Origin of the sequence: Sphaerisporangium sp. NPDC005288 (genome assembly GCF_040607475.1) — a bacterium.
GTDB classification, from domain to species: domain Bacteria; phylum Actinomycetota; class Actinomycetes; order Streptosporangiales; family Streptosporangiaceae; genus Sphaerisporangium; species Sphaerisporangium rhizosphaerae.
This window is the reverse complement of the sequence record NZ_JBEXGT010000006.1, coordinates 139,388-163,896: the sequence shown is the minus strand read 5'-3', so window position 1 is coordinate 163,896 and position 24,509 is coordinate 139,388. Positions and strand designations below refer to the sequence as shown.

Sequence of the window (24,509 nt, the reverse complement as noted above, 5' to 3'; positions counted from 1 at the left end):
AAACAACGGGGACGTCCAATGTGCCGGCCGCGTGCGAGAACGTTTCGGCCGTGACCGAATCAACCGCTCGTTATTGTGCATCGTGGATCCGCGGCGGCGCCGGCCACGCCGCCACATCGGCACGTCATCCATAATCGATTGTCAGGAGCCGACGATGACCACAGAGGCCTCGATTTTCGCCGTCGGGGACGTTTTCATCGACCGCGACGACCCGTCGACCGCGTTCCACTCCGCCAAAGAGTTCCTGCGGGGCGGCGACGTGCTATTCGGCAACTGCGAGGGCGCGTTCAGCGACGTCTGGGAGCGTGCGCCGAGTTCGGGCTCGCCGGTCGTGGCACCGACCGTCAACGCCCGCCCGCTGGCCGAGGCGGGGTTCGACGTGGTGTCGCTGGCGAACAACCACAGTGTGGACGGCGGGTACGGCGCGCTGCTGAACACCTGCGCAACTCTCGCCGAACTCGGCGTCTCGCCGGTCGGGGCGGGAGCCGACATCGCGGCGGCCCGCCGGCCGGTCGTGGTCAACCGCGGCGGCCTGCGCGTCGCCTTCGTCGCCTACGCCTCGGTCTTCCCCTACGGCTACGAGGCCAAGGCGGCGGTGCCCGGGCTCGCGCCGCTGCGCGCGCACACCAGGTACACGCCGTGGGAGCCGAACGAGTGGCAGCCCGGCCTGATCCCCCGCGTCACCACCGAGACCCTGGCGCAGGACCTCACGGCGCTGCGCGAGGACCTGCGGGCGGCGCGGGAGCGCGCGGACGTCGTGGTGGCCAGCTTCCACTGGGGCGACTTCACCCGCCCGTACGTGCTCACCGACCACGAACGGCGCTGCGCCCGCGTCGCGGTGGACGCCGGCGCCGACATCGTGCTCGGCCACCATCACCACATGCTGCGCGGCGTCGAGTTCTACCGCGGCAAGCCCATCTTCTACGGCCTGGGACACTACCTGTTCGACCTGCCCCGGCTGCGGGAGCGGCTGGCCAAGGACGGATACCTGAGCGCCACCGGCCCCGAGGACGAGATCGCGCTGAGCCGCCGGTTCGGGGAGTACCGCATCCAGCCCAAGGAGGGCTACCCGCTGCTCCCCTTCCACGAGGACTCCCGGCTCACCGGCGTGGCGGTGGTCAGGGTCTCGGCGAACGACGGCCCAGTGGCGGTCGGCTTCCGCCCGGCCGTCATCGGCCCGGACAACGAGCCGGTGCACGCGTCCCCGGGCAGTGAGCAGTGGAAGAGCGTCGTGACCTACCTCGAGCGATGCTGCGCCGAGGAGCGGCTCGCGACGCGGTTCGTCCCGCGCCAGGCCGGCTCGGGGCTGCCCGAGGACTGCGTGCAGATCCTGCCGGAGGACCGCGGCGAAGGCGGAGGCGCATAATCGAGTGACGGCCAGGGGTCGTGCGCTTCGCAGCGGGGAACGAGGAGACATGACCAGGACGGTTGAGAACAGGATCGACGCCGGTCCCGACATCGCCGCGGTGGCAGGGCTGCTGGGAGACCGCACCCGGGCCACCATGGTCAAGGCGCTGGTGGCCGACCGCGCCATGCCGGCCAGCGAGCTGGCCGCCCTGTCGGGGGTGTCGCGCCCGACCGCGAGCGAGCACCTGGCCCGGCTGGTCGAGCACGGCATCATCAGCGTCGAGCGCTGCGGCCGCCACGCCTACTACCGGCTGGCCGGCCCGGAGGTCGCGACCGCCCTGGAGGCGCTGGCGGTGCTGGCGCCGATCCACCCGCCGAGGTCGCTGCGCTCCTCCTTCCACCTGGACAACCTGCGGCGCGCGCGCACCTGCTACGACCACGTCGCGGGCCGGCTCGGCGTCGCCATCGCCGACGTGCTGCAGAGCCGGGGGCTGGTCAGGCGCACCGGGGACGGGCTGGAGCTCGACGTCCCCGTCTGGCAGGACCTGCGCCCGCTGGACATCGACTGCCGGCCGTCGCTGAAGGGCCGCCGGCCGGCGATCAGGGCGTGCGTCGACTGGAGCGAGCGGCGCCACCATGTGGCGGGCGCCCTCGCCGGCGCCATCACCCACCGGCTGTTCGAGCTGGGCTGGATCGTCCGGCCTCGCGACGGCGAGCGCGTGGTGAAGGTCACCGACGAGGGCTTCGACGGGCTGGCGCGGTCCTTCGGCCTGCCGGCGTCGGTGCTGAGGACCGACTCCGCGGACGAGGAGCGCGGCGCCGCCTCGAGCTGACGAGCACGCCCCGGCCGGCCCGCCGCGAGGGCCGGCGCCGCTCCTGACCCTCCCGGCGCGGGCCGGGAGGGCCGGCGTCGATGGGCCGGTCAGTACCCGTGCGACAGCCGCACGCCGGGGCCGGTGACGCGCGGATCGTCGATGTTGTCGACCAGGTTTCCGCTGGTGACGACGGACATGCCCTCGCCCTGGCCCTTCTTGAACAGCATGCCGGTCTCGCGCTTGACGCCCTGGCCGAGGATGGTGTTGCCGGTCACCGCGGCGTGCCCGGTGCCGTAGTTGACCTCGTCGAGCGCGAGGTAGACGTACTTGGCGTCCCGGGGCGGCGCGCCGGTGAGCCGGCGGGCGCGCGGGAAGGGCCCGATGCCGAGCTTGCGGGCCTTGCCATAGGTGGCCAGCACGTCCGGCGGCGGCAGGAAGCGGTGGACGCGATTGCCGGTGACGGTCGTCGCGGCCTCGCCCTGCAGGTCGCAGCGGATGCCGTAGTAAGTCTGGCCGGCCGTCCCCTCGGCGCCGAAGTCCTCGATGTAGTTGTTCTGGATCGAGGTGCCGAAGCAGCGGTGGGCGTCGATCGCGTGCTTGGGGGTGGCGTACAGGTGCAGGTCGCTGAAGGTCCACCCGGCCGCGTTGTCGGACTCGATGGCGCTCGCGCCGCTGAAGCCGATCCAGGAGCGCTGGAAGGTCCAGTCGGTGACGGAGTTGCCGGGGTCCACCACCCGCAGGCCCGCGCCGCCCGACCCTTCGATGTCGGCGTCGCTGATGATGCTGTTCACCATCGTGTTCTGCAGCAGGGTCCCGTTCTTGGAGGGGTTGCTGATGCGGATGCCGTCGGAGGGCGCGCCGTAGACGTCCACGTCGTAGATCCTGGCGTTCCACGACCGCAGCATGAGACCGACGGTCCCGGTGTTGTTGTCCCGGTTCCCGTCGAGGGTGAGCCGCTCGACGCGCACGGTGTCGGAGCTGTACTCGGCGTCGTTCACCCAGGACTCCGAGGCGAGCATGGCGGGCAGGTTCGCGCCGTCGGCCTGCTTGATGACCGTGCCGGCCTTGCCGTCGCCGCGGTAGGTGCGGCGGTCCAGGAGGGTGATGGTCGCGTTGATCAGGCACGGGCCCTTGAAGACGACCTCGTCGCCATCGTGGGAGCCGTCGATCGCGGCCTGCATGACCGCGGCGTCCTGGCCGGCAGCGGCGCAGGTCACCTCCACGCGGGCGGCGGAGGCGGGAGCGGTCGGCAGGAAGGCCGCGACACCGGTCGCGGCCAGGGCGAGGGCGGCGGCGCCCGCCAGAGTGCGGGCGCGCGGCCGGGCGCCGGGCAGGAGTCGTAAGCCGGTCAGCGACCGGAGTCGTAAGCGGGCCGCCGGGCGGTGTGGCGCGTTGGTGGAAGACACTTCCGTCCCCTTCGGAGTTCCGGTGGAGGTGCGTGGAGGCACGCGGCGCGACGATTTCCCCGTATCCCCGCATGCCGGGATCATCATGACAGCTACCGAAAACAACCGACGATCTTCACCGGCCCGGCGGCGGTGGCGCCCCGGCCCGCGTCGGCGGCGGGAAGCAGGTCCTATGAGCTGCGGAAAGTCCGCCGCATCGCATGAATGCGATATGTCGCGGCTACTGAAACTTTCAACTCTCTGGCGTAATGTTTCATTACTCGGACATGTCAGGTAATATCCCCTTAACATATGGGAGCGCTCCCACCCACCGGAACCCCCCACCGGAAGACGGAGAACGCAACGATGCAACGTCCTGACCTGGCGCGGCACCCTCGCTGGACGATCCGTGCCCTCGCCCTGCTGACCGTGGCCGTCCTCGCCCTGGTTCCCTGGTTCGACACCGCCTCCGCACACGGGTCGGTCATCGACCCCGCCTCCCGCAACTACGGCTGCTGGCAACGCTGGGGCAACGACTTCCAGAACCCCGCCATGGCGCAGCAGGACCCCATGTGCTGGCAGGCCTGGCAGGCCAACCCCAACGCCATGTGGAACTGGAACGGGCTCTACCGCAACGGCGCCGCCGGCAACTTCCAGGCCGTGGTGCCGAACGGGCAGCTCTGCAGCGGCGGCCACACCGAAGGCGGCCGGTACAACGCGCTGGACACCGTGGGCGCGTGGAAGACCACCAACATCTCCAACACCTTCACCATCAAGCTGTACGACCAGGCGAGCCACGGCGCCGACTACTTCAAGGTCTACATCACCAAGCAGGGCTTCGACCCGAGCACGCAGCAGCTCGGATGGAACAACCTGGACCTGGTGACCACCACCGGCAGGTACGGCCAGAGCCAGAACTACTCGATCAACGTCAGCACCTCCGGGCACCGCGGGCGCGCGGTCGTCTACACCATCTGGCAGGCCTCGCACATGGACCAGGCGTACTTCATCTGCAGTGACGTGAACTTCGTCTGACCCGCCGCACCGGATCCGGCAGGCCCCGACGCCCGACCGCCGGACCACCTCTCCGCCCCGACCGCTCCGCCGGACGCCGCCGCGTCCGGCGGAGCTCGCGTCCGGGGGGTCGCCCGCCACCGCGTTCCGCGCGTTAGGCTGGTCACGCACCCCCGTGCCCTGGCGCGACACCCTGCCCCCGTGAAGGCGGCCAGCGACCCTTCACCCGAGACGCATCGTGAGCGCCACCGGCTCCGGCCGACGCTCGCGAAGCCGCGTTCCACCCGGATGAAGTGCCGGCGGGTGTCTCGAGTCGCGGGCTTCGGAGAGTGGGCAGGGCGTTGGTAAAGTCACTGGGTAGTCGTTCCGCGTCCTGGAGCGCCGTCCTGCCGAGGCGGGCTCCACGGCCGCCGGGCGGCGCGCGCCCTGGGAAAGGTGGCTGATGGGGACGGACGGCGGCGAGCGCGGGCGGCGATCCGCCCCCGTGACCACCTCGTCGGACGGCGCGGGACCGCCGCACACCGGCTCCGACGGCGCCGGACCGCGGCACACCGGCCCGATCACCGGCCTGGACGGCGCGGGACCACACACGGGGCCGGACGGCGTAGGACCACACACCGGCCTGGACGGTGCCGGACCGCACACCGGCTCGGACGGCCAAGGACCGCGCACCGGCTCGGACGGCGTGGGACCGCGTACCGGCTCGGACGCCTTGATCCAGGCCGTGCTGGACGGCGTCCCCTCCCAGACCGCCTGGTACACCCCGATCCGCGACCAGGCGGGGGCGATCGTCGACTTCGAGATCCGCGCGGCCGCCCCGCAGGCCAAGGACGTGTACGGGCGCGCCGGCAAGGAGCTCGTCGGCCTGCGCACGGTCGCCTCCTATCCGGCCGTCGCCGGCAGCCCGTTGTGGGAGGGCTACCTGCGGGCGATGGAGACCGGCGGCCCGGAGGAGATCGCCCGGTACGTGCACGTGGACACCGTCGAGGGCGTGCCGCACCGGTCCAGCTTCACGGTGAAGGCGACGCGCGTCGCCGGAGGGCTGCTGGCCTCGTGGGTGCGGGACGACGACGAGCAACGGCTGTTCGCCCGCCTCGCCCACACCGAGCGGCTCGGGCACCTCGGATGGGGTTACTGGAACATGGAGACCGGCGACATCGAGTGGTCGCACCAGATGTACGCCATCCACGGCCGCGACCCGGACGACGGGCCGCTCGACCTGCGCGGCTACGCGGCCATCACGCACGCCGAGGACCAGCCGGTGCTCCACCACGCGCTGGCCACCATCACCAACGCGGCAGGGCCCCACGAGTTCGAGATCCGCGTGTACGTCGGCGACGCGCTGCGCCACCTGCGCATCGTGGGCGAGGCCGGCCGGGACGGCTCGGGTCAGGCCGTCGAGGTCCACGGCGTGGCTCAGGACGTCACCGAATGGCGGTACGCGCACGACCAGCTGGCCCAGACCCGGCGGCGGCTGGAGGAGGAGCTGCGGCTCACCGCGGAGCTACAGCACATCATCATGCCGGTGCAGGAAAGCCTGATCCACCTGCCGGGACTGCGGGTCGGCGTGCGCTACGACGCCGCCCAGACGGCTCTGCTCGGCGGCGACTGGTACCAGGCGATGCCGCTGAGCGGCGACCAGGCGCTGCTGGCCGTCGGCGACGTCGCCGGGAGCGGGCTGCCGGCCGCGTCGGCGATGGCGAAGCTGCGGCACGCGATCACCGGGCTGGCGTTCGCCGACCACGACCCCGACCGCATCCTCGGTGCGCTGAACCGCCTGCTGCGCGCGGTGCGCCCTGACGTGCTGGCCACCGCCGTGGTCGGCCGGTTCGACCGGCGCGACCGCACGCTGACCTTCACCCACGCCGGCCACCCGCCGATGCTGCTGGTGCGCGGGAGCACCGTGCACCGGGTGCTGCATCCCGGAGTGCTCCTCGGGGTCTTCGACGACGCCAGTTATACTCACGCCGGCATACGACTGGAACCCGACGACCTTCTGGTGATGTACACCGACGGTCTGATCGAGAGGCCCGGTCGTGACCTCTATGAGGGGTTGGACATCTTGGCGGCCACCATCGCCGAGGTGATGCGCTCCGGGCCCCCGGACCGCCTGTCCGCCGTCATGGAGGCTCTGGTGCCCAGCAACACCAGCGACGACACCTGCATCCTCGTCGCGCACGTGACGCCGAACGTCCAGGAGAGCACCTGATGTCCGATCTGTACGTCTCCACCGATGCCGCCCAGTTCGCGGCCGAACGCCGCGGCGCCGTCGGACTGGTGACGCTCAAGGGCACCCTGGACTACACCGTCCGGCTGACCTTCGAGGACTTCCTCGACCAGGCGTTCACCCGGTGCGGGCCCGACCTGGTCATCGACCTGCTCGACCTGGACCTGCTCGACTCGCGGTCCACCGGCCTGCTCGTCAACTGCTGGAAGCGGTCGGTGGAGGCGGGCGGGTGGCTGGCGCTGGCCGCGGTGCAGCGCAGCGCGGCGCGCGTGCTGTGGATCACCGGCCTGGCCGCCCGCATCCCCGTCTACCCGACCGTCGAGGAGGCCCTGGCCGCCGCTCCCGCCACCGGCGGCTGACGCCGTCGCGCGGAGTTTCGCGGCCCGCGCGTCACGCCGTCGTCGTACGGACTCCCATGGCCGGCGTCCGCGACAGGACTCGCTCGACGTCCGCGGTCAGCGCCGGCGACAGGGCTCGCTCGTCGGCGGCGGCCGCGGTCAGCGCCGGCGACGGGACTCGCGCTCGGCGGCGTCCAGGGCGGCGGCCTGCTCGGGGGTCGGGGCCGCGCCGCCGAGGTGGGCGGGCTGCCACCACGCGCCGGCGGCGTCCGCGGCGCCGGGGTAGGCCCGCTGGACGCCGTCGAGCCGCCGCTCCATCGTGGCCCGCAGGGCGGCCGTCAGCTCCTCGGTGTCCTGGCCGGGCTTGGGGTACAGCGGCTCGCCGATGTCGATGGTGACCGGGATGTGCCGCTGGGTGAGGCGCTTCGGCCGGCCCTTGGTCCACATGCGCTGCGTGCCCCACAGAGTGACCGGGATCAGCGGCACCTCGGCCTCGGCCGCCATGCGCACGGCGCCGTTCTTGATCTGCTTGACGGTGAAGGAGCGGCTGATGGTGGCCTCGGCGAAGACGCCGACGACCTCCCCCGCCCGCAGGCGCGCGACGGCCCGGCCGTAGGCCCCCGCGCCCGCCGAGCGGTCGACCGGGATGTGGCGCATCGCGCGCATCAGCGGACCGGAGACGGGATGGGCGAAGACCTCCTTCTTGGCCATGAACCGGGTGAGCCGCCCGGCGGGCAGGGCGCCGTAGCCGACGAAGAGGAAGTCGAGGTAGCTGATGTGGTTGCTCACCAGGACCGCTCCCCCGCGCGCCGGGACGTGCTCGGCCCCTCTCACGTCGATGCGCACGTCGAGCGCCTTGAACAGCCCGCGCGCGGTCGTGATCACCAGGGGGTACACGATCTCAGCCATGCCTGCACCGTAACCTACGGACGGGTAACCTGCGGTGCCGGCGGGACGGCGGCGCCCGGCCGGCGCCCGGCCGGCGCGGTGGGCGAGCCGTCCGGGACCGGGTCAGTGGCCGCGGAAGGCCTCCTCCAGCCACCACGAGCCACGGTCGGCGGTGATCTTGGCGTGGACGAGCAGCGGGCGGTCACGCGGGCCGTCCAGCCAGCGCGACACCCCGGCCAGGCCTGCGGGCTCCCGCACGGTCACCGTGTCCCAGCCGTACCCGCGGGCGACGGCGGCGATGTCGCACGGCGGGAACCGCACCCGGTCCAGGGCGTGCCCCTGCGGGCCGAAGTGGTGGACCTCGGCGCCGTAGGCCTCGTCGTCGTACACCACGACCACCATGGGCAGGCCCAGCCGGACGACGGTCTCCAGCTCGGCGACGCCCATCAGCGCGCCGCCGTCGCCGAGCGCCGCGACGGGAAGCAGGTCGGGACGGGCCAGGGCGGCGCCCACCGCCGTGGCGAGGCCGAGCCCGACCGACTGGAACGCCTGGGTGAAGCAGAAGGCGTTCTCGTCGGGCACCGACAGGTACATCGACGGGTAGCCCATGAAGTTGCCGGAGTCGACGGAGACGAGCCGCCCGGCGGGCAGCAGGTCGTCCAGGGCGATCGACAGCGTACGCGGGTCGATGCGGCCGCCGCCCGAGCCGTCGGTGTACGGGACGTCCCGCCAGGCGACCTCGCGGGCGATCCGCTCGGCCAGGGCAGGGATGCGCCACCCCTCGCCGCCGCCCCGCGAAGCCACGGCCCCGCCGCCGGCCCCCGAACCCGGCGTCTCTCCGCGTGCACGCGAGCCCGGGCTCTCGCCGCGGGGGCGGGGCCCGAGGGCCTCGGCGACCGCGCGGGCGGTGGCGGCCACGTCGCCGGCGACGCCGAGGGCGACCGGGCGGTGCGCGCCGAGGGCGTCGTGGTCGAGGTCGACCTGGACGACGGTCGCGGAGGGCCCGATGAGCGCGCCGTGCCGCGTGGTCCACATGTTCAGCCCGCACCCCCAGCCGACGACCACGTCGGAGTCGCGGATCAGCTCGGCGGCGAGCGGCGAGGCGAACCCGCCGCTGACGTCCAGGCTCCACGGGTTCCCGACGAACAGGCCGCGGGCGACGGCCGAGGTGGCGAGCAGCGCGCCGGTGCGTTCGGCCAGCCGTTCCAGCTCGCGCCGAGCCCGCCTCGCCCCGCGTCCGGCGACGAAGACGGGACGGCGGGCCCCGGCGAGCACCTTGGCCAGCTCGGCGGCCGCCTCGGGCGAGGGCCGCGCGCCGTGCTCGCCCGCGCCGTGACGCGGGATCGTGACGCCGTTCCCGGCGGGAGTCTCCACGTCGTCCACCCGCGCGTTCTGCAGGCCGAGCGGAAGGTTCAGCAGGACGGTCGCGCGCCGGTCGGCGGCCAGGCGGAAGGCCCGCGCGGTGTCGGCGACGGCGGTGGCGGCCGACTCCACCCGCGCGGGCACGGCTCCGACGGCGGCGGCCAGGGCGCTCTGGTCGATGTGGAAGTTGGAGCGGGGTTCGAGCGCCTCGGCGGCCAGGACGAGCAGCGGGGTTCGGCTCTTGGCCGCCTCGGTGATGCCGGTCATCGCGTTGGTCAGCCCCGGCCCCTGGTGCACGCTGAGGACGCCGACGGTGCCGCTCATGCGGGCGTAGGCGTCGGCCATGGTGGCCGCGCCGCCCTCGTGGCGGGCGGCGACGAACCGCACGCCGTGCTCGGCCAGCGCGTTGACCAGGTGGAAGTTGCCGCTGCCGACCAGCCCGAAGGCGGTGCGGACGCCGAGCTCCGCGAGGGCGCGGCCGACGGCGCGAGCGACGGTCATCGCTCGACGAGCGCCAGGACGCGCACGGGGCTGCCCGAGCCGCCGACGATGGGCAGCGGCGGGGCCAGGACGACCGATCCGGTGACCGGGAGCCGGTCGAGGTTGCGGAGCTGGGTCAGCCCGTACTTCCCCGCGCCGAGCATGAACGAGTGGCAGGGGAAGGCCGGGTCGAAGGAGTGCCCGGCCCCGGCGTCGGTGCCGACGGTCTCCACGCCGATGCCGCGGATCGGGGTCTCCTCGGCCAGCCATCGCGCGCACTGCGCCGAGATGCCCGGGGTGTGCGAGCCGGTCTCGTCGGCGTTGAGGAACTCCGCCTGGTCACCCGCGCGGGCGTCCCAGCCGGTGCGGTAGAGCAGCCAGCCGCCGTCGGGCAGCGCCCCGTTGGCCTTCTCCCACTCTTTGACGTGCTCGATCTGGAGCAGGAAGTCATGGTCGGCCGCGGCGTGGGCCACGAAGTCCAGGACGACGGCGGGGCCGATCAGGTTCGGCGGCGGCACCTGCGCGACGTCCTCGCCCTCGCGGCCGGTGACCCAGTGGATCGGGGCGTCGAAGTGCGTGCCGACGTGCTCGCCGGTCACGATGTCGTTCCAGTACCAGGCGGGGCCGCGGTCGTCGTACCGGCTGATCTCGGTGAGCCGGAAGGGGGCGGTGTTGGCGAACGGCTCGGGCAGCATGAGGATCGGGGTGTCGGAGCTCAGTGGGGCGGTGAGGTCGACCACCTCGATGGCCCCGGTCCGGATCCCCTCGACGAGACTGCTCAACACCGACATCCTTGCCTCCCGCTCGTGACCGTAGGAACCGATACTCCTCCCTCCGGCCGCCCCGCGTCATCACCCGCGGCGCGGTCCGCGCCGGATCGCCCGGCGCTTGCCGGATGCCGCGAACGGGGAGAGATTTGCCGAAAGACCACCAACGCGAGTCGAAGGCCGGGTCATGAAGAAGCTCATCAACAGCACCGACTCCGTCGTCACCGACGCGCTCGCCGGGATGGCCGCGGCCCACCCCGACCTGCGGGTCGACCTGGCGCACAAGGTCGTGTACCGCCGGGCGGCGCCCACGCCGGGCAAGGTGGGGCTGGTCTCGGGCGGCGGCTCGGGCCACGAGCCGCTGCACGCGGGCTTCGTCGGCCACGGCATGCTGGACGCCGCGTGCCCGGGAGAGATCTTCACCTCCCCCGTCCCCGACCAGATCATCGAGGCCTCGCACGGCGTGGACGGCGGCGCGGGGGTGCTGCACATCGTCAAGAACTACACCGGCGACGTGATGAACTTCCAGATGGCCGCCGAGGTGTGCGCGGAGGAGGGCGTCGAGGTCGGCACCGTCCTGGTGAACGACGACGTCGCCGTCAAGGACTCCCTCTACACCGCCGGGCGCCGCGGCACGGGCGCCACCGTCTTCGTCGAGAAGATGACCGGGGCGCTCGCCGAGACCGGGGCCCCGCTGGGCGAGGTGGCGAAGCTCGGCGGGCGGGTGAACGCGCGCAGCCGGTCGTTCGGCGTCGCGCTGTCGTCCTGCACCGTCCCGGCGGCGGGCGGGCCGACCTTCGACCTGGGGGACGCCGAGGTGGAGCTGGGCATCGGCATCCACGGCGAACCGGGCAGGACGCGCGCGCCCGCGGCCCCGGCGCGCGAACTCACCCGCGTCGCCATGGACGCCGTCCACGACGACCTGCCGTTGTCCGGAGAGGTCCTGGTGATGGTCAACGGCATGGGCGGCACCCCGCTCGTGGAGCTGTACGTCGTGTTCGCCGAGGTCGCCGCCTACCTGCGCGAGAAGGGGGCCGTTCCGGCGCGCAGCCTGGTCGGCAACTACGTCACCAGCCTGGACATGCAGGGCTTCTCGGTCACCGTGTGCCTGCTGACCGACCAACTGACCCAGTTGTGGGACGCTCCGGTGCAGACCCCGTCCCTGCGCTGGGGCCGCTGACCCATGGACGCCCGGTTCTTCACCGCCTGGGTCGAGGAGACGGCTCGTGCCGTCGCCGCCGACCGTGACCGCCTGACGCGGCTCGACGCCGCGATCGGCGACGCCGACCACGGAACCAACCTGGACCGCGGCTTCACCGCCGTCCGCGAGGCGCTGTCCGCCGCGTTCCCCGGCACCCCCGGAGCCGTTCTCACGCTGACCGGCACGACCCTCATCCGCAAGGTCGGCGGCGCCTCCGGCCCGCTGTACGGCACCGTCTTCCGGCAGATGGGCGCCGTCCTCACCGCCGCGCAGCGCGAAGGGCCGGGCGAGCCGGCGGGTCACGGCCCGGCGGGGCGGTCGTTACCGCCGTCGGCCGGGGACGCTCCCGGGCCCGAGGAGCGCGAGGAGCTCGAGGAGGAGGTCACGGTGACGCTCGCCGATCTCGCCGCCGCGTTCGAGGCGGGGCTGGCCGGGGTGCGCAAGCTCGGCGGGGCGCAGGAGGGCGACAAGACCATGGTCGACGCCCTGGCGCCCGCCACCCGTGCCCTCTCCGGCGCCGTGAGCGCCGGCCGCGGAGCGCGGGAGGTGTTCGACGCCGCGCTCGCCGCGGCTCGGGAGGGGGCCGTGGCGACCGTCCCCCTGATGGCGCGCAAGGGGCGGGCCAGCTACCTGGGTGAGCGGAGCATCGGCCACGAGGACCCGGGCGCCGCCTCCACGGTCCTGCTGTTCGCCGCCCTGCGCGCGGCGGCGGGCGGCTGACCGATGAGCATCCCCGAGCGGCGGGTCGGCATCGTCCTGGTCTCGCACAGCGACGCCCTGGCCAGGGAGGCGGCGGCGCTTGTGCGGCAGATCGCGGGCGCGCACGCGCGCGTCGCGCCGGCCGGGGGGACCGACGAGGGCGGCTGCGGCACCAGCGCCGACAAGATCGCCGCGGCAGTCGAGGAGGTCGACCAGGGAGGCGGCGTGGTGCTGATCCCCGACCTCGGCAGCTCGGTGCTCACCGCCCGCCTGTTCGAGGAACCCGGCTCGGTGGTCATCGCGGACGTGCCGTTCGTCGAGGGGGCCATCTCCGCCGCCGTCCTGGCCGCCACCGGCGCCCCGCTCGCGGACGTCCTGGCCGCGGCGCAGGAGGCGAGGACCTACCGCAAACTCTGACCGGCGGCGGGCTCTCCCGGCCGGCCGGGGCGACAGGCGCCGGCCGGGAGAACAGGCCGCCGGCCGAGAGAGCAGACCGCTAGGCCGCCATCGGCAGCAGGACGGCGAGCACGACCGACAGCAGGCAGAGGACCGCGGCGGGCGCGGTCTTGTCGAACTTGTCGCCCGTCCGCACGTGGACGACCACCGCGCCCGCCATGAGCAGAGCCAGGCCCACGGCGGCGGCGATGCCCAGCGGCACGACCCACAGGCCGATGACCAGACCGGCGGCGCCGGCGACCTCGGGCACTCCGATCAGGCGGTACTTGGGGTAGTCGATGCCGAGGTGCTGCGCGCTCTCCCGCATCGCCGCCGCTCCGGCCAGCTTGGCTACGCCGGAGGCGGCGAAGGTCGCCGCGAGCAGGATGGTGAGGACGATCACGGCGATGTTCATGGGAGCGGCTCCAGCTCTGGGAGTTCAAAGAACGGATGAAGTGCAGGAAGAGTATCTGCTTCAGATTTGGAACCCACAAGGGGTTAGACTCCGGACATGGATGCGGACGGGGCGGACCACCTGGTCTGCGATCATCTGTTCCACGTCTTCGCGCTGCTGGGCAAGCGGTGGAACGGCCTGATCATCGGAGCGCTGCTCGGCGGTCCCGCCCGCTTCAGCGAGCTCGAACGGGGCATCCCGGGCATCGGCGGTCCCATGCTGTCGCGCCGGCTGGTCGAGCTCGCCGAGGTCGGCCTGGTCGAACGGCACGTCGAGACCGGCCCGCCGATCGAGGTGTCCTACCGGCTCACCCCGGCGGGCGAGGGCCTGCGCCCGTCGGTGGAGGAGCTGCGCCGATGGGGAGAGAGGTTCTGCGGCTCACCTCCCCCGCCCGCCTGCTCCTGACCGTTGACGGCGGCCGGCCGGGCGCGCCGATCGCCCAGCGCCCGGAGGCGGGCGCGCCGGCCGCGCTCGCGAAACGCTTCGATACCGCGGAGCGAAACCTTTGCGACGCAGGTGGGAACGGGGAGCTAATCGGCCGCCCGGGCCGCGGCGGGCACGGGGACGACCCCGGACGGCTCCACGTGAACCGGGGCCCAAAACGCCGTGACCGTGTCGCAGGGAATGGCCGATTTCATAACTCGTTGCAAACCCTAACGGCGCCGGCGGCGCCGGCGGCCGGTGGAGGAACGCGACCGGCCCGCCCGGCATTCCCGGACGCCCGTACGCCCCGCCGGGCGCGTACCTCGCATGAGGAAGCGCACGGCGATGCCGCGACAGGCCGCGCCCGAGCACCACGGCGGCACCCCCACCAGGTCCGCGGGCATCACCGTGGCGCTCCCACCGGGTCCGCGAGGATCGCCGTGGCGCCCGCGCCGGATCCGCGGGACGAGCCGTGGTGCCCGCCGCGAACATGAATATTCATCGGGATATCACCCCGGATATTCCGGCGTTGATACAAGTGTACCGTGATGGCCGTCTTGACGTATCCGGCGGGCGCATCTTAGAGTTTCGACGGGATTAGGGGCAGGGAATGGGGCTTCCTGCGCACGGGGAATCACCATACGCCGGGCGACCGGCCGCGTACTCGACACTTCGCGCGCACTGTTCCGGTATTCAATTATTTAATTCCGGCCGTCGCACATGAGAGTGACTCATGACATACTCCGCCGCGTACTTCGCGGGCCCCCGGCCGTTGGCGGCCGGCATCCGCCGCACACCGCACCGCGCCCCGGCCGGTGAGGGGGGGCGCCGATGAACGACCCCATCGCCATCATCGGAATGGGGTTCAGGCCCCCCGGCCCGTCCGGCCCCGGCGACCTGGGAGGGCCGCTCGAAGACGCCCTGGTCACCGCCGTCGAGCCCCCCGGCCCCTCCTCCAGGAACGCGCCAATGCCCGACCGGCTGTACCTCGACACTCACGCGCCCCCCGTCGGCAGGGGCCGCACCCATCTCGGCGTGGGGGGGCCTTTCGCGCGCGCGGACAGCGTGTACGCCGAGGCGAGGAGGCGCAGGCCCGGCAGGAGGGGGCGGCCTCGGGACGCGCGGGGATGGCTCCCGGACGCGGAGGGGCTCCTGTCGCACGCCGACGGGCTCCTCCCCCACGCGCAGAGGCTTTCTCCGGACGCGGACGGTCTCCTCCCGCACACGGAGGGGCTCGTGCCGGACATGCACGGCTTCGACGCGGTGCTCTTCGGCATGGACGCCGACCAGGCGGCGGGCCTGGACCCGCGCCAACGCCTGCTGATGATGACCGCGTGGGAGGCGCTGGAGGACGCCGGCCTTCGCCCGAGCCGCGTCGCGGGCGACCGCACGGCCGTCTTCATCGGAAACGCGCACATGGACGAGCCCGAACGTCCCTCCCGCCCATCCCGTGCCCCCCTCAGGACGCTCACCCCGCGCGACCACCGCGGCACGCTCTCCCGGCGGTTGTCGGCCACCTTCGGACTGTGCGGGCCGAGCGTGACCCTGGACACCGCCTGCACGTCCTCGCTGACCGCCGTCCATCTGGCCTGCCAGAGCCTGCGCACCGGCGATGCCGGCCTGGCGCTCGCGGGCGGGGTCGACCTGCGACCGCTCGCCGACGACGGCGCCCCAGGTCCCTGGGACGCGCTGACGGTCCAGGACGCCCGCCGCGGGTTCGCCCGCGTGCCGGCGCGCGGACGCCGCCAGGGGGACGGCGTCCGGGTCGTCGTGCTCAAGAGGCTCGACCGCGCCCTCGCGGACGGCGACGCGATCCGCGGCGTCATCCTCGGCACGGCGGTCTCCAGCGACGGCGCGACGGACGGTCCCGTGCTCAGGCCGGCCGCGTCCGGCATGATCGACGCGCTCCGCTGGGCGTACCAGGACGCCGGAGCCGACCCCACGGCCGTCGACCACCGCGAACGGCCGCCGCTCGCGGGAGCGGACGGAGGTGAGGACGGCTCGGGGCACGTGCGGGCGGACTCCGGCATGGCCGGGCTGATGAGCACCGTCCTGCGCCTGGAGCAGGAGCCGCGGCAGAACCTGGACCTGGACCTGGAGTACGGCATGGCGCCGCCGACGCCCGCTCCCGACGGCCCAGGGACGCCCGTCCCGTGGCACCGGCCGGCCGTTCCCGCGTCGCCCGCGCCACACGACCTGCCCGAGGGGGCCGTCGCCAGGGTGAGCGGCACGGGGTTGTCGGCGGTGAACGTGCACGTCGTGCTCGGCCGGGCACCGGCCGCGCCGCACCGCCGCTCCCCCGCGTCGCGGCGCCACCACCTGTTCACCATGTCCGCCCTCAGCCAGGAGGCGCTGGCCCGGCTGGCCCGCGCCTACCTCGACCTGCTCGAAGGCGACGACGCCCCGCCGCTGAGCGACCTGTGCTACAGCGCGGCCGTCCGCCGCGATCACCACCCACTCCGGTTCGCCGCGGTCGTGGAGTCGGCGGGAGACCTGCGCGAGGCGCTGGCCGCTTTCCCTCAGCCGCGCCCCTCGACCGGCGCGCCGCTCGACGGCCTCGCCGCCAGGTACCTGCGCGGGGAGGAGCCCACCGACTGGGAGGGCGCCTTCGACGTCGGAGCGGTGTTCGTCCGTCTCCCCCTCTACCCGTGGCGAGCCGCCCCTCACTGGTCCGGCTGACCCGCCACCACGGCCGGCGCACGCCATCGCGGCGCTTCCGCGATCGCGGCCACGGGACGGACGCCCTCGCGGACAGGGGTGGACGCCTCTATGGTCAAGGGGCGGGCGCCTCTGTGGTCAGGGACGGACGCCCCGCGATCAGGGGCGGACGTTCCGGTCAAGGGGCGGACGTCCTCGCGGCCTTGGCGGCGAGGACGGCGGACGGCGGGACCTCGACCAGGCGGGACAGGACGAACTCCCCGAGTGCCTTGGCCTGGGCGTCGAAGCGGCTGGTCGCCGTCGCCCCCTCCCCCAGCAGGCCGTGCACCACGAAGTTCAGCGCGCGCAGGTTGGGCAGCTCGTGGCGGTCGATCGGCAGGCCGGCGGCCTCGGGGAGCAGTTCGCGCAGCCGGTCGACGGTGAGCGCGCGCCGCATCCAGCCATAGGACTCCTCGTCGCGCGCCCACAGGCCGAGGTTGGCGTTCCCGCCCTTGTCTCCCGACCGCGCGTCGGCCACCTCACCCAGCGGCACCCGCACCGGGGAGTTGCCCGCGTCCCCCGGCGTCACGGCCCGCCCGCTCACGGTCGGCCGCCCGGCCCGCCCCTCCACAGCCGGTTCACTCGGGGGCGGTTCACCCAGGGCCGGCCCGCTGCCGGCCGGGGAACCGGCCGGTCGGCGCACAGTCGGGCCGGTCAGAGCGGGGCCGGTCAGGGCGGGGTCGGTCAGGATGGGGTCGGCGGTGGGGGGCCAGGGGACGGGCTCGACGGTGCCGTCGGGCAGGACGACGCGGTGGTCGACCTCGGTGATCGGGACGGTCGCCGGCCAGTACGTGCCGTAGCTGCGCGCTCCCTGGGGCGTCCCTGTGGCGTAGAACCCGGGATAGCTGCCGAGTGCGAGCCCGACGACCAGGCCGGAGAACGCCCGTCCGACGGCCTTCTCCTGCGGTCCCTTGACCGCGACGCGCAGCAGGCACGAGGCGGCGTTCTGGTCGGCGGCGTCCGGCGCGGCCGTGCCGACGCGCTGGAAGTCGGCCGAGCACCCCTCGCCCAGCCCCTCCCGCACCGCGCGCTCGGCGAGCGCGGCCTTCTCCTCGATGTGGCGGCCGGTCAGCACGAGGGTGATCTCGTTCTCGTAGCCGCCGAGCGCGGTGATCGCGACCTTGGCGAAGGGCGGCGGGGGCGCGCCGCGCGTCCCGCTGATCTCGACGCGGTCCGGGCCGGCCTGCCTCAGCGTCACGGTGTCCAGGAGCGTGGTCACGTCCGGGTTCAGATACCGGGTGCCCTGGATCTCGTAGACGAGCTGCGCGGTGACCGTGCCGACCGTCACCGCTCCCCCGGTGCCCGGGTGCTTGGTGATGACCGCGCCGCCGTCGGCCGCGACCTCGGCGATCGGGAAGCCGGGACGGGTCAGGCCGGGGAGCTCCAGGAAGGAGGAGTAGTTGCCGCCGGTGGCCTGCGCGCCGCACTCGATGACGTGCCCGGCGGCGACGGCCCCGGCGAGGCGGTCCCAGTCGTCGCGGGCCCAGCCGTGCCACCACGCCGCCGGTCCGGCGGTGAGCGCGGCGTCGCTGACCCGGCCGCAGACGACGATGTCGGCGCCGGCCGAGAGCGCGCGGGCGATGCCCCATCCGCCGAGGTAGGCGTTGGCGGTGAGCGGCGTGAGCCCCGACCCGGCGAGCGGGGTGCCGCGCTCGGCGTGCGCCAGCGGGTGGCCGGCGGCCTGGAGCTCGCCGAGCCGGTCCAGCAGGTCGTCCCCGGTGACGCAGGCGACGCGCGGCGACAGACCGGCGGCGTCCGCCAGGGTGGTGAGACGGGCGGCCAGGCCGCGCGGGTTCAGCCCGCCCGCGTTCACGACCACCTTGGTCCCCCGGTCGAGGACCGCGCCGAGGACGGGGGCGAGCTGCGCAGGAAAGCTCGCGGCGTAGCCGGCCTCGGGGTCGCGGGCCCGCCCCTTGGCCAGGACGAGCATCGTCACCTCGGCCAGGTAGTCGCCGGTGACGACGTCCACCTCGCCGCCGGTCACCATCTCGGCGAAGGCCGTGTGCCTGTCCCCGTAGAACCCCGAGGCGTTGGCGATGCGGACCGGCCGGCGCGCGGCGTCCATCGCGCCCTCCTCACCTGCTCACCCGAACGATCTTTCCGCCTACTGTGCCACGCCGGCGGCGTCCGCCGTACAGATCGCCCGGAGGAAGCGCGTGCGGGCCGGCCGGAGCCCGGCCGGCCCGCACGTCGCGATCAGACGAGGTCGAACCGGTCGAGGTTGGACACCTTGACCCACGCGGCGACGAAGTCCTTGACGAACTTCTCCTTCGCGTCGTCGCAGGCGTAGACCTCGGCGAGCGCGCGCAGCTCGGAGTTGGACCCGAACACCAGGTCGGCGCGGCTGCCGATCCACTTGACCTGGCCGGTGGCGTCGTCGCGGCCCTCGAAGGTGCCGGCGTCCTCGGAGGTCGCCTTCCACGTCGTGCCCAGGTCGAGCAGGTTGACGAAGAAGTCGTTGGTCAGGGTGCCGGGGGTCCGGGTGAAGACGCCGAGCGGCGACTGCTGGTAGTTCGCGCCCAGGACGCGCAGGCCGCCGACCAGGACGGTCATCTCGGGGGCGCTGAGGGTCAACAGGTTGGCCCGGTCGAGCAGCAGGTACTCGGCCGGCAGCCGGTTGCCCTTGCCGAGGTAGTTGCGGAAGCCGTCGGCGGACGGCTCGAGCGCGGCGAACGACTCGACGTCGGTCTGCTCCTGCGAGGCGTCCACGCGGCCCGGCGTGAAGGGCACCTCGACGGCGAAGCCGGCGTCCTTGGCGGCCTTCTCGACGGCGGCGGCGCCGGCCAGCACGATGAGGTCGGCGAGCGAGATGCGCTTGCCGCCGGTCTGGGCGGCGTTGAAGGACTCCTGCACGCCCTCCAGGGTGCGCAGCACCGTCGCGAGCTGGTCGGGGTCGTTGACCTCCCAGCCGTTCTGCGGCTCGAGGCGGATGCGCCCGCCGTTGGCGCCGCCGCGCTTGTCGCTGCCGCGGAAGGAGGAGGCCGACGCCCAGGCGGTGGACACCAGCTGCGACACCGGCAGGCCGGAGTCCAGGACGCGGCTCTTGAGGAAGGCGACGTCCTCGGCGTCGACGAGCTCGTGGGTCACCGGGGGCAGCGGGTCCTGCCAGAGCAGCGTCTCCGAGGGGACCTCCGGGCCGAGATAGCGCACGACCGGGCCCATGTCGCGGTGGGTCAGCTTGAACCACGCGCGGGCGAAGGCGTCGGCGAACTCGCCGGGGTTCTGCAGGAACCGCCGCGAGATCTGCTCGTAGATCGGGTCGACGCGCAGCGCGAGGTCGGTGGTGAGCATCGTCGGGGCGTGCGTCTTCAGCGGGTCGTGGGCATCGGGCACGGTGCCAGCCCCGGCGCCGTCCTTCGGCTTCCACTGGTGGGCGCCGGCGGGGCTCTTGCTCAGCTCCCACTCATAGCCGAACAGGATCTCGAAGAAGCTGTTGTCCCAGGTGATCGGGGTGTTGGTCCACGCGCCCTCGAGGCCGCTGGTGATGGCGTCGCCGCCCTTGCCGGTGCCGAAGGAGTTCTTCCAGCCGAAGCCCTGGTTCTCCATGGGAGCGGCCTCGGGGTCGGGGCCGACGTGGTCGGCCGGGCCGGCGCCGTGGGTCTTGCCGAAGGTGTGGCCACCCGCGATGAGGGCGACGGTCTCCTCGTCGTTCATCGCCATCCGGCGGAAGGTCTCACGGATGTCGCGGGCCGAGGCCAGCGGGTCGGGGTTGCCGTTCGGGCCCTCGGGGTTGACGTAGATCAGACCCATCTGCACCGCGCCGAGCGGGCTCTCGAGCTCGCGGTCGCCGGTGTAGCGCTTGTCGTCCAGCCAGGTCGACTCGGGGCCCCAGTACACGTCCTCCTCGGGCTCCCAGACGTCCTCGCGGCCGCCGGCGTAGCCGAAGGTCGTGAAGCCCATCGACTCAAGGGCGACGTTGCCGGCCAGGATCAGCAGGTCGGCCCACGAGAGCGCCTTGCCGTACTTCTTCTTCACCGGCCACAGCAGGCGGCGGGCCTTGTCCAGGTTGCCGTTGTCGGGCCAGCTGTTGAGCGGGGCGAAGCGCTGCTGCCCGGCGCCGGCGCCGCCGCGGCCGTCGCTGATGCGGTAGGTGCCCGCGCTGTGCCACGCCATGCGGACCATGAACGGGCCGTAGTGGCCGTAGTCGGCCGGCCACCAGTCCTGCGAGGTGGTCAGCACCTGGGCGATGTCCTGCTTCACGGCCGGGAGGTCCAGGGACTTGAACGCCTCGGCGTAGTCGAACTCCTCACCGAAGGGGTTGGCCACGGCGGGGTTCTTGGCGAGGATCTTCACATTCAGCCGCTCCGGCCACCACTGGCGGTTTCCGCCGCCCTGGGTCGGGTGCGGGGCGCGCTCGTGCGCGACCGGGCAGCCACCTCCGCCCTCCGCCTTGGCGTCGGTGACGATTGCATCATGGTTCTCGGACATGGAGATCCTTAGGGACTAGGCGAATATCAGGGTGCTCAGGAACTGCGGGCGGTGGAACAGTCGTGGCACAGGCCCCAGTAGGTGACCTCGGCCTCGTCTATCGAGAACGCGTGGTCGTCGGAGGCGGTCAGGCACGGCGCCTCGCCGACCGCGCAGTCGACGTCGGCGACGACGCCGCACGAGCGGCACACGACGTGGTGGTGGTTGTCACCGACGCGCGACTCGTAGCGGGCCACCGAGCCGGACGGCTGGATGCGGCGCACCAGGCCCGCGGCCGTCAGCGCGTGCAGCGAGTCGTACACGGCCTGGTGGGACACCTCGGGGAGGTCGCGGCGCACGGCGCGGATGATCGAGTCGGTGTCGGCGTGCGGATGCGCGTACACCGCGCTCAGCACCGCCACCCGTGGACGGGTCACACGCATCGCCGCGCCGCGCAGCATCCGCTGGTATTCCGAGGTCGTGGCCACCGCAAAAGACTGGCCTATTTTCTTGAATCAGTCAAGAATACGCGCCGCCGGGTCGGACGATGTTCACCCGGCGGACACGCGGAGTCCCCGGGCCGGGAGGCTGAGCGGGTCACCTGGCACGGCGGGAAGGATGCGCGGGTCACCCGGCACGGCGTGGAGGGACGGCCGGTGACCGGTGCGAGCACAGGACGCCTCAGACCCGGAATCCGGTACGTAGCATGCTGCATGTCAACATTCGGGACGGCAAGGGGTGTTCCGGTCATTCAGCGGTAGAGTCCCCCAGGAGTCGAATCACAGCGGAAAGGTCCCCCCTCGGTGCGAACGGTCGGCGGCGCGTCCAGCCTCACGGAGCAGGTGATCGCGGCCGTCCGTGAGGCGATCCACTCCGGCGAGCTCCGTCCCGGCGAGCTGTACTCGGTGTACCAGCTCGCCGCGCAGCTCAACGTCTCACGCACGCCCGTGCGCGAGGCCATGCTGCGCCTGGCCGAGGCGGGCATGGTCCGCTTCGAGCGCAGCCGGGGCTTTCGCGTGCTGCGGCGCGACCCCAAGGAGATCGCCGAGGTGTTCCAGCTCCGGCTGCTGCTGGAGGTCCCGGCGGCGCGCGTCGCCGCCCGCCGCGCCGGTCCCGAGGTCGTCGAGGGCATGCGCGGCGAGCTGGCGCTGATGCGCGCCGCCGCCGAGCAGGACGACGAGCCGCGTTTCATGCGCCACGACCGCGCCTTCCACGACCTGCTGCTGAACGCCGGCGCCAACCGCAGGCTCGTCGGCATCGTCGGCAACCTGCGCGACGCGACGATGACGCTGGGCGCCTCCACCGTCGACCGCTCGCGCTCGCTGGTGGACATCGCCGCCGAGCACGAGCCGATTTTGGCCGCGGTGGAGGCCGGCGACGCCGCCGCGGCGGCCGCGGCGATGCGCGCCCACGTCGCGCGCAGCGGCGAGCTGCTGCTGGCGCAGGTCGCGGCCGAGAACGGGGTCGCCGCCGACCCCGAGGACGTCGACCTGATCCGCGCCCCCGGCGTCGCCGAGGCCGAGTCCTAGCACGCCGGTCCGCCGGCCCGCGATCCCCGGGCCGCGGATCGCCGGCCCGGGGATCGGCGGGCCGCCCTGCCGAGGTCCCGCGCCTCCCGTGCGCGCCGCCGGCGGTGCGGGGAAGGCTACCGGGGCGGTTCGGCGGGGAAGTCGGTGTCGCGGTACTCCCCGGCGGGGCGGTCGCCGGCGGCGGCGTGCTTGTCCCGTTCGCCGTCGCGCAGCTCCACCCGCCGGATCTTGCCCGAGATGGTCTTGGGCAGCTCGCCGAACTCCAGCCGCCGCACCCGCTTGAACGGCGCGAGGTGGGCCCGGCAGTGCGCGAAGATGGCCGCCGCGGTCGCGGCCGTCGGGTCCCACCCGGCCGCCAGGACCACGTACGCCTTGGGCACCGCCAGCCGCACCGGGTCGGGGGACGGGACGACGGCGGCCTCGGCGACGGCCTCGTGCTCGATCAGCACGCTCTCCAGCTCGAACGGCGAGATGCGGTAGTCCGAGGCCTTGAACACGTCGTCGGTGCGGCCGATGAAGGTGATGTAGCCCTCGGCGTCCCGGGCTCCGATGTCGCCGGTGTGGTAGTAGCCGCCGGACATGGCCTCGGCCGTGCGCCCGTCGTCGCCGTGGTAGCCGGCGGTCAGCCCGAGCGGGCGGCGGGCCAGGTCCAGGCAGATCTCGCCCTCCTCGGCCGGCTCTCCGGTGATCGGGTCCACCAGGACCACCCGGTACCCGGGCGCGGGACGTCCCATCGCGCCCGGCTTGAGCTGCTGCCCGGGCGTGTTGGCCACCTGGACGGTGGTCTCGGTCTGCCCGTAGCCGTCGCGGATGGTCAGCCCCCAGGCGGCGCGCACCTGGTCGATCACCTCGGGGTTGAGCGGCTCACCCGCGCTGACCGCCTCGCGCGGCGGGGTGCGCAGGCACGACAGGTCGGACTGGATGAGCATCCGCCAGACCGTGGGGGGCGCGCAGAAGGCGGTGACCCCGCAGCGGTCGATCTCGCGCAGCAGCCGTGCCGCGTCGAAGCGGGTGTAGTTGAACACGAACACGCACGCCTGCGCGTTCCAGGGCGCGAACACGTTGCTCCAGGCGTGCTTGGCCCACCCCGGCGAGGAGATGTTCAGGTGCACGTCCCCGGGCCGCAGCCCGATCCAGTACATCGTGGACAGGTGGCCGACCGGGTAGGAGGCGTGGGTGTGCTCCACGAGCTTGGGCCGGGCCGTGGTCCCCGAGGTGAAGTACAGCAACAGCGGGTCGTCGGCCGCGGTGGGCCCGTCCGGCTCGAAGGCGGGGCCGTGGTCGTAGGCGGCGGCGTAGTCCAGCCAGCCGGGCACCGGCCCGCCGACGGCCACGCGGGTGTAGGCGCCGGGCACGCCGTCGAACTTGGCGGCGTCCGCCGCGCCCGCGACCACGTGCCGCGCGCCGCCGCGCTCGACGCGGTCGCGCAGGTCGGCGGGGCCGAGCAGCGGCGCCGTGGGGATCAGCACCGCCCCGAGCTTCATCGTCGCCAGGATCGTCTCCCACAGCTCGACCTGGTTGCCGAGCATGAGCACCAGGCGGTCGCCGCGGCGCACGCCCTGGGCGCGCAGCCACCCGGCCACCTGCGAGGAGCGGCGGGACATGTCGGCGAAGGACAGCCTGCGCTCGGAGCCGTCCTCCTCGACGATCCACAGCGCGGGGTCGTCGTTGTCCCGGGCGATGACGTCGAACCAGTCGAGCGCCCAGTTGAACCGGGCCGGCGCCGGCCATTCGAACTTCTCGTAGGCGGTGGCGTAGTCCTCGCGGTGGGCGAGCAGGAAGTCGCGGGCCGCGCGGAACACCTCCGTGCCGTCAGTGGTCTGCACCATGTCGTTCTCCTCCCGGCGCTGCCGTGCCTGCACGATGGTGGACCCGGACGGCCCCCTCGTGCCACCCCCGGACGGCGCCGGACGCCGCTCCCGCCCGGCCCGCGCACCGCGTGCACGGCCGTGACCTGCGCTTTCGGGCGGAGTTATCATCGAAGAGAGGAAGCGATCGAACGCCTGAACGCCTTCGGCCTCGCGGCGCCGCCCCGCTTGGG

The 24,509-nt window shown here is 73.3% G+C and carries 20 protein-coding genes; 11 read left to right on the top strand and 9 right to left on the bottom strand.

Annotation, left to right across the window (positions count from 1 at the left end):
- Positions 1 to 154 precede the first annotated feature (154 nt).
- Positions 155 to 1,366, top strand: coding sequence for a CapA family protein (locus ABZU32_RS08620; RefSeq protein WP_354919027.1), 1,212 nt, complete (start codon positions 155 to 157; stop codon positions 1,364 to 1,366).
- Positions 1,367 to 1,415: 49 nt separating this feature from the next.
- Positions 1,416 to 2,180, top strand: a complete 765-nt coding sequence (locus ABZU32_RS08615; protein WP_354919025.1) for a helix-turn-helix domain-containing protein — start codon at positions 1,416 to 1,418, stop codon at positions 2,178 to 2,180.
- Between the two features lie 89 nt (positions 2,181 to 2,269).
- On the opposite strand, the gene ABZU32_RS08610 is transcribed toward ABZU32_RS08615, so the two are convergent.
- Positions 2,270 to 3,568 carry a right-handed parallel beta-helix repeat-containing protein gene (locus tag ABZU32_RS08610; RefSeq protein ID WP_354919022.1) on the bottom strand — a complete coding sequence of 433 codons (1,299 nt, stop codon included), beginning with the start codon at positions 3,566 to 3,568 and terminating at the stop codon, positions 2,270 to 2,272.
- Positions 3,569 to 3,913: 345 nt separating this feature from the next.
- Here ABZU32_RS08610 and ABZU32_RS08605 point away from each other — a divergent pair, with 345 nt between their 5' ends.
- From ABZU32_RS08605 to ABZU32_RS08595, 3 genes are all read left to right on the top strand, one after another.
- The gene (locus tag ABZU32_RS08605; protein ID WP_354846277.1) at positions 3,914 to 4,582 is read left to right on the top strand and encodes a lytic polysaccharide monooxygenase; all 669 of its coding nucleotides are present in this window, start codon (positions 3,914 to 3,916) and stop codon (positions 4,580 to 4,582) included.
- A gap of 421 nt (positions 4,583 to 5,003) precedes the next feature.
- Complete coding sequence (locus ABZU32_RS08600; protein ID WP_354919019.1) at positions 5,004 to 6,770, top strand: SpoIIE family protein phosphatase; 1,767 nt, start codon at positions 5,004 to 5,006, stop codon at positions 6,768 to 6,770.
- Positions 6,770 to 7,147, top strand: a complete 378-nt coding sequence (locus ABZU32_RS08595) for an anti-sigma factor antagonist (RefSeq protein ID WP_354919016.1) — start codon at positions 6,770 to 6,772, stop codon at positions 7,145 to 7,147. Before ABZU32_RS08600 ends, ABZU32_RS08595 begins: the two co-directional genes overlap by 1 nt.
- A 138-nt stretch (positions 7,148 to 7,285) precedes the next feature.
- Here ABZU32_RS08595 and ABZU32_RS08590 read toward each other — a convergent pair whose 3' ends face one another.
- The 3 genes from ABZU32_RS08590 to ABZU32_RS08580 form a co-directional block, all read right to left on the bottom strand.
- The gene (locus ABZU32_RS08590; protein WP_354919013.1) at positions 7,286 to 8,035 is read right to left on the bottom strand and encodes a lysophospholipid acyltransferase family protein; all 750 of its coding nucleotides are present in this window, start codon (positions 8,033 to 8,035) and stop codon (positions 7,286 to 7,288) included.
- 102 nt (positions 8,036 to 8,137) lie between these two features.
- Positions 8,138 to 9,877, bottom strand: a complete 1,740-nt coding sequence (locus tag ABZU32_RS08585; protein ID WP_354919010.1) for a thiamine pyrophosphate-binding protein — start codon at positions 9,875 to 9,877, stop codon at positions 8,138 to 8,140.
- Positions 9,874 to 10,647: a cyclase family protein gene (locus ABZU32_RS08580; protein ID WP_354919007.1), complete on the bottom strand. Its 774-nt coding sequence runs from the start codon at positions 10,645 to 10,647 to the stop codon at positions 9,874 to 9,876. Before ABZU32_RS08580 ends, ABZU32_RS08585 begins: the two co-directional genes overlap by 4 nt.
- Positions 10,648 to 10,810: 163 nt before the next feature.
- On the opposite strand from ABZU32_RS08580, the gene dhaK reads away from it, so the two are divergent.
- Genes dhaK through dhaM form a run of 3 tightly spaced genes read left to right on the top strand, consistent with a single transcriptional unit; the run spans position 10,811 to position 12,940 of the window.
- Entirely contained in the window at positions 10,811 to 11,803 is a 993-nt protein-coding gene (dhaK, locus tag ABZU32_RS08575; RefSeq protein WP_354846260.1) for a dihydroxyacetone kinase subunit DhaK, read from the top strand.
- A 3-nt stretch (positions 11,804 to 11,806) separates the two neighbouring features.
- Positions 11,807 to 12,544, top strand: a complete 738-nt coding sequence (locus ABZU32_RS08570; protein ID WP_354919004.1) for a DAK2 domain-containing protein — start codon at positions 11,807 to 11,809, stop codon at positions 12,542 to 12,544.
- A gap of 3 nt (positions 12,545 to 12,547) precedes the next feature.
- On the top strand, positions 12,548 to 12,940 hold the full coding sequence (dhaM, locus tag ABZU32_RS08565; RefSeq protein ID WP_354919002.1) for a dihydroxyacetone kinase phosphoryl donor subunit DhaM: 393 nt from the start codon (positions 12,548 to 12,550) through the stop codon (positions 12,938 to 12,940).
- Positions 12,941 to 13,019: 79 nt separating this feature from the next.
- Here the strand turns inward: dhaM and ABZU32_RS08560 are convergent, their stop codons facing one another.
- The gene (locus ABZU32_RS08560) at positions 13,020 to 13,373 is read right to left on the bottom strand and encodes a DoxX family protein (RefSeq protein WP_354846252.1); all 354 of its coding nucleotides are present in this window, start codon (positions 13,371 to 13,373) and stop codon (positions 13,020 to 13,022) included.
- A gap of 96 nt (positions 13,374 to 13,469) precedes the next feature.
- On the opposite strand from ABZU32_RS08560, the gene ABZU32_RS08555 reads away from it, so the two are divergent.
- Both ABZU32_RS08555 and ABZU32_RS08550 read left to right on the top strand, forming a co-directional pair.
- Positions 13,470 to 13,817 carry a helix-turn-helix domain-containing protein gene (locus ABZU32_RS08555; RefSeq protein ID WP_354918999.1) on the top strand — a complete coding sequence of 116 codons (348 nt, stop codon included), beginning with the start codon at positions 13,470 to 13,472 and terminating at the stop codon, positions 13,815 to 13,817.
- An 849-nt stretch (positions 13,818 to 14,666) separates the two neighbouring features.
- Positions 14,667 to 16,514, top strand: a complete 1,848-nt coding sequence (locus tag ABZU32_RS08550; protein WP_354918997.1) for a beta-ketoacyl synthase N-terminal-like domain-containing protein — start codon at positions 14,667 to 14,669, stop codon at positions 16,512 to 16,514.
- Between the two features lie 157 nt (positions 16,515 to 16,671).
- Here ABZU32_RS08550 and ABZU32_RS08545 read toward each other — a convergent pair whose 3' ends face one another.
- From ABZU32_RS08545 to ABZU32_RS08535, 3 genes are all read right to left on the bottom strand, one after another.
- On the bottom strand, positions 16,672 to 18,597 hold the full coding sequence (locus tag ABZU32_RS08545; protein WP_354918994.1) for an acyclic terpene utilization AtuA family protein: 1,926 nt from the start codon (positions 18,595 to 18,597) through the stop codon (positions 16,672 to 16,674).
- A gap of 131 nt (positions 18,598 to 18,728) precedes the next feature.
- Positions 18,729 to 20,960: a catalase/peroxidase HPI gene (gene katG, locus ABZU32_RS08540; RefSeq protein WP_354918991.1), complete on the bottom strand. Its 2,232-nt coding sequence runs from the start codon at positions 20,958 to 20,960 to the stop codon at positions 18,729 to 18,731.
- A 35-nt stretch (positions 20,961 to 20,995) separates the two neighbouring features.
- Positions 20,996 to 21,400 (bottom strand): Fur family transcriptional regulator, encoded by a 405-nt coding sequence (locus ABZU32_RS08535; RefSeq protein WP_354846515.1) that lies wholly within the window; start codon positions 21,398 to 21,400, stop codon positions 20,996 to 20,998.
- 342 nt (positions 21,401 to 21,742) lie between these two features.
- Between ABZU32_RS08535 and ABZU32_RS08530 the strand changes: the two genes are divergently transcribed.
- A complete protein-coding gene (locus ABZU32_RS08530; RefSeq protein WP_354846239.1) occupies positions 21,743 to 22,468 on the top strand; it encodes a GntR family transcriptional regulator in 726 nt (241 codons plus the stop codon).
- A gap of 116 nt (positions 22,469 to 22,584) precedes the next feature.
- Here the strand turns inward: ABZU32_RS08530 and ABZU32_RS08525 are convergent, their stop codons facing one another.
- Entirely contained in the window at positions 22,585 to 24,297 is a 1,713-nt protein-coding gene (locus tag ABZU32_RS08525) for an AMP-binding protein (RefSeq protein WP_354918988.1), read from the bottom strand.
- Between the last annotated feature and the right edge of the window lie 212 nt (positions 24,298 to 24,509).

What these genes read in the sequence shown, in the direction of transcription:
- ABZU32_RS08620 (WP_354919027.1), top strand. Translation starts at nt 155, where the DNA reads ATGACCACAGAGGCCTCGATTTTCGCCGTCGGGGACGTTTTCATCGAC.
- ABZU32_RS08615 (WP_354919025.1), top strand. Translation starts at nt 1,416, where the DNA reads ATGACCAGGACGGTTGAGAACAGGATCGACGCCGGTCCCGACATCGCC.
- ABZU32_RS08605 (WP_354846277.1), top strand. Translation starts at nt 3,914, where the DNA reads ATGCAACGTCCTGACCTGGCGCGGCACCCTCGCTGGACGATCCGTGCC.
- ABZU32_RS08600 (WP_354919019.1), top strand. Translation starts at nt 5,004, where the DNA reads ATGGGGACGGACGGCGGCGAGCGCGGGCGGCGATCCGCCCCCGTGACC.
- ABZU32_RS08595 (WP_354919016.1), top strand. Translation starts at nt 6,770, where the DNA reads ATGTCCGATCTGTACGTCTCCACCGATGCCGCCCAGTTCGCGGCCGAA.
- ABZU32_RS08590 (WP_354919013.1), bottom strand. Translation starts at nt 8,035, where the DNA reads ATGGCTGAGATCGTGTACCCCCTGGTGATCACGACCGCGCGCGGGCTG.
- ABZU32_RS08585 (WP_354919010.1), bottom strand. Translation starts at nt 9,877, where the DNA reads ATGACCGTCGCTCGCGCCGTCGGCCGCGCCCTCGCGGAGCTCGGCGTC.
- ABZU32_RS08580 (WP_354919007.1), bottom strand. Translation starts at nt 10,647, where the DNA reads ATGTCGGTGTTGAGCAGTCTCGTCGAGGGGATCCGGACCGGGGCCATC.
- dhaK (WP_354846260.1), top strand. Translation starts at nt 10,811, where the DNA reads ATGAAGAAGCTCATCAACAGCACCGACTCCGTCGTCACCGACGCGCTC.
- ABZU32_RS08570 (WP_354919004.1), top strand. Translation starts at nt 11,807, where the DNA reads ATGGACGCCCGGTTCTTCACCGCCTGGGTCGAGGAGACGGCTCGTGCC.
- dhaM (WP_354919002.1), top strand. Translation starts at nt 12,548, where the DNA reads ATGAGCATCCCCGAGCGGCGGGTCGGCATCGTCCTGGTCTCGCACAGC.
- ABZU32_RS08560 (WP_354846252.1), bottom strand. Translation starts at nt 13,373, where the DNA reads ATGAACATCGCCGTGATCGTCCTCACCATCCTGCTCGCGGCGACCTTC.
- ABZU32_RS08555 (WP_354918999.1), top strand. Translation starts at nt 13,470, where the DNA reads ATGGATGCGGACGGGGCGGACCACCTGGTCTGCGATCATCTGTTCCAC.
- ABZU32_RS08550 (WP_354918997.1), top strand. Translation starts at nt 14,667, where the DNA reads ATGAACGACCCCATCGCCATCATCGGAATGGGGTTCAGGCCCCCCGGC.
- ABZU32_RS08545 (WP_354918994.1), bottom strand. Translation starts at nt 18,597, where the DNA reads ATGGACGCCGCGCGCCGGCCGGTCCGCATCGCCAACGCCTCGGGGTTC.
- katG (WP_354918991.1), bottom strand. Translation starts at nt 20,960, where the DNA reads ATGTCCGAGAACCATGATGCAATCGTCACCGACGCCAAGGCGGAGGGC.
- ABZU32_RS08535 (WP_354846515.1), bottom strand. Translation starts at nt 21,400, where the DNA reads ATGCTGCGCGGCGCGGCGATGCGTGTGACCCGTCCACGGGTGGCGGTG.
- ABZU32_RS08525 (WP_354918988.1), bottom strand. Translation starts at nt 24,297, where the DNA reads ATGGTGCAGACCACTGACGGCACGGAGGTGTTCCGCGCGGCCCGCGAC.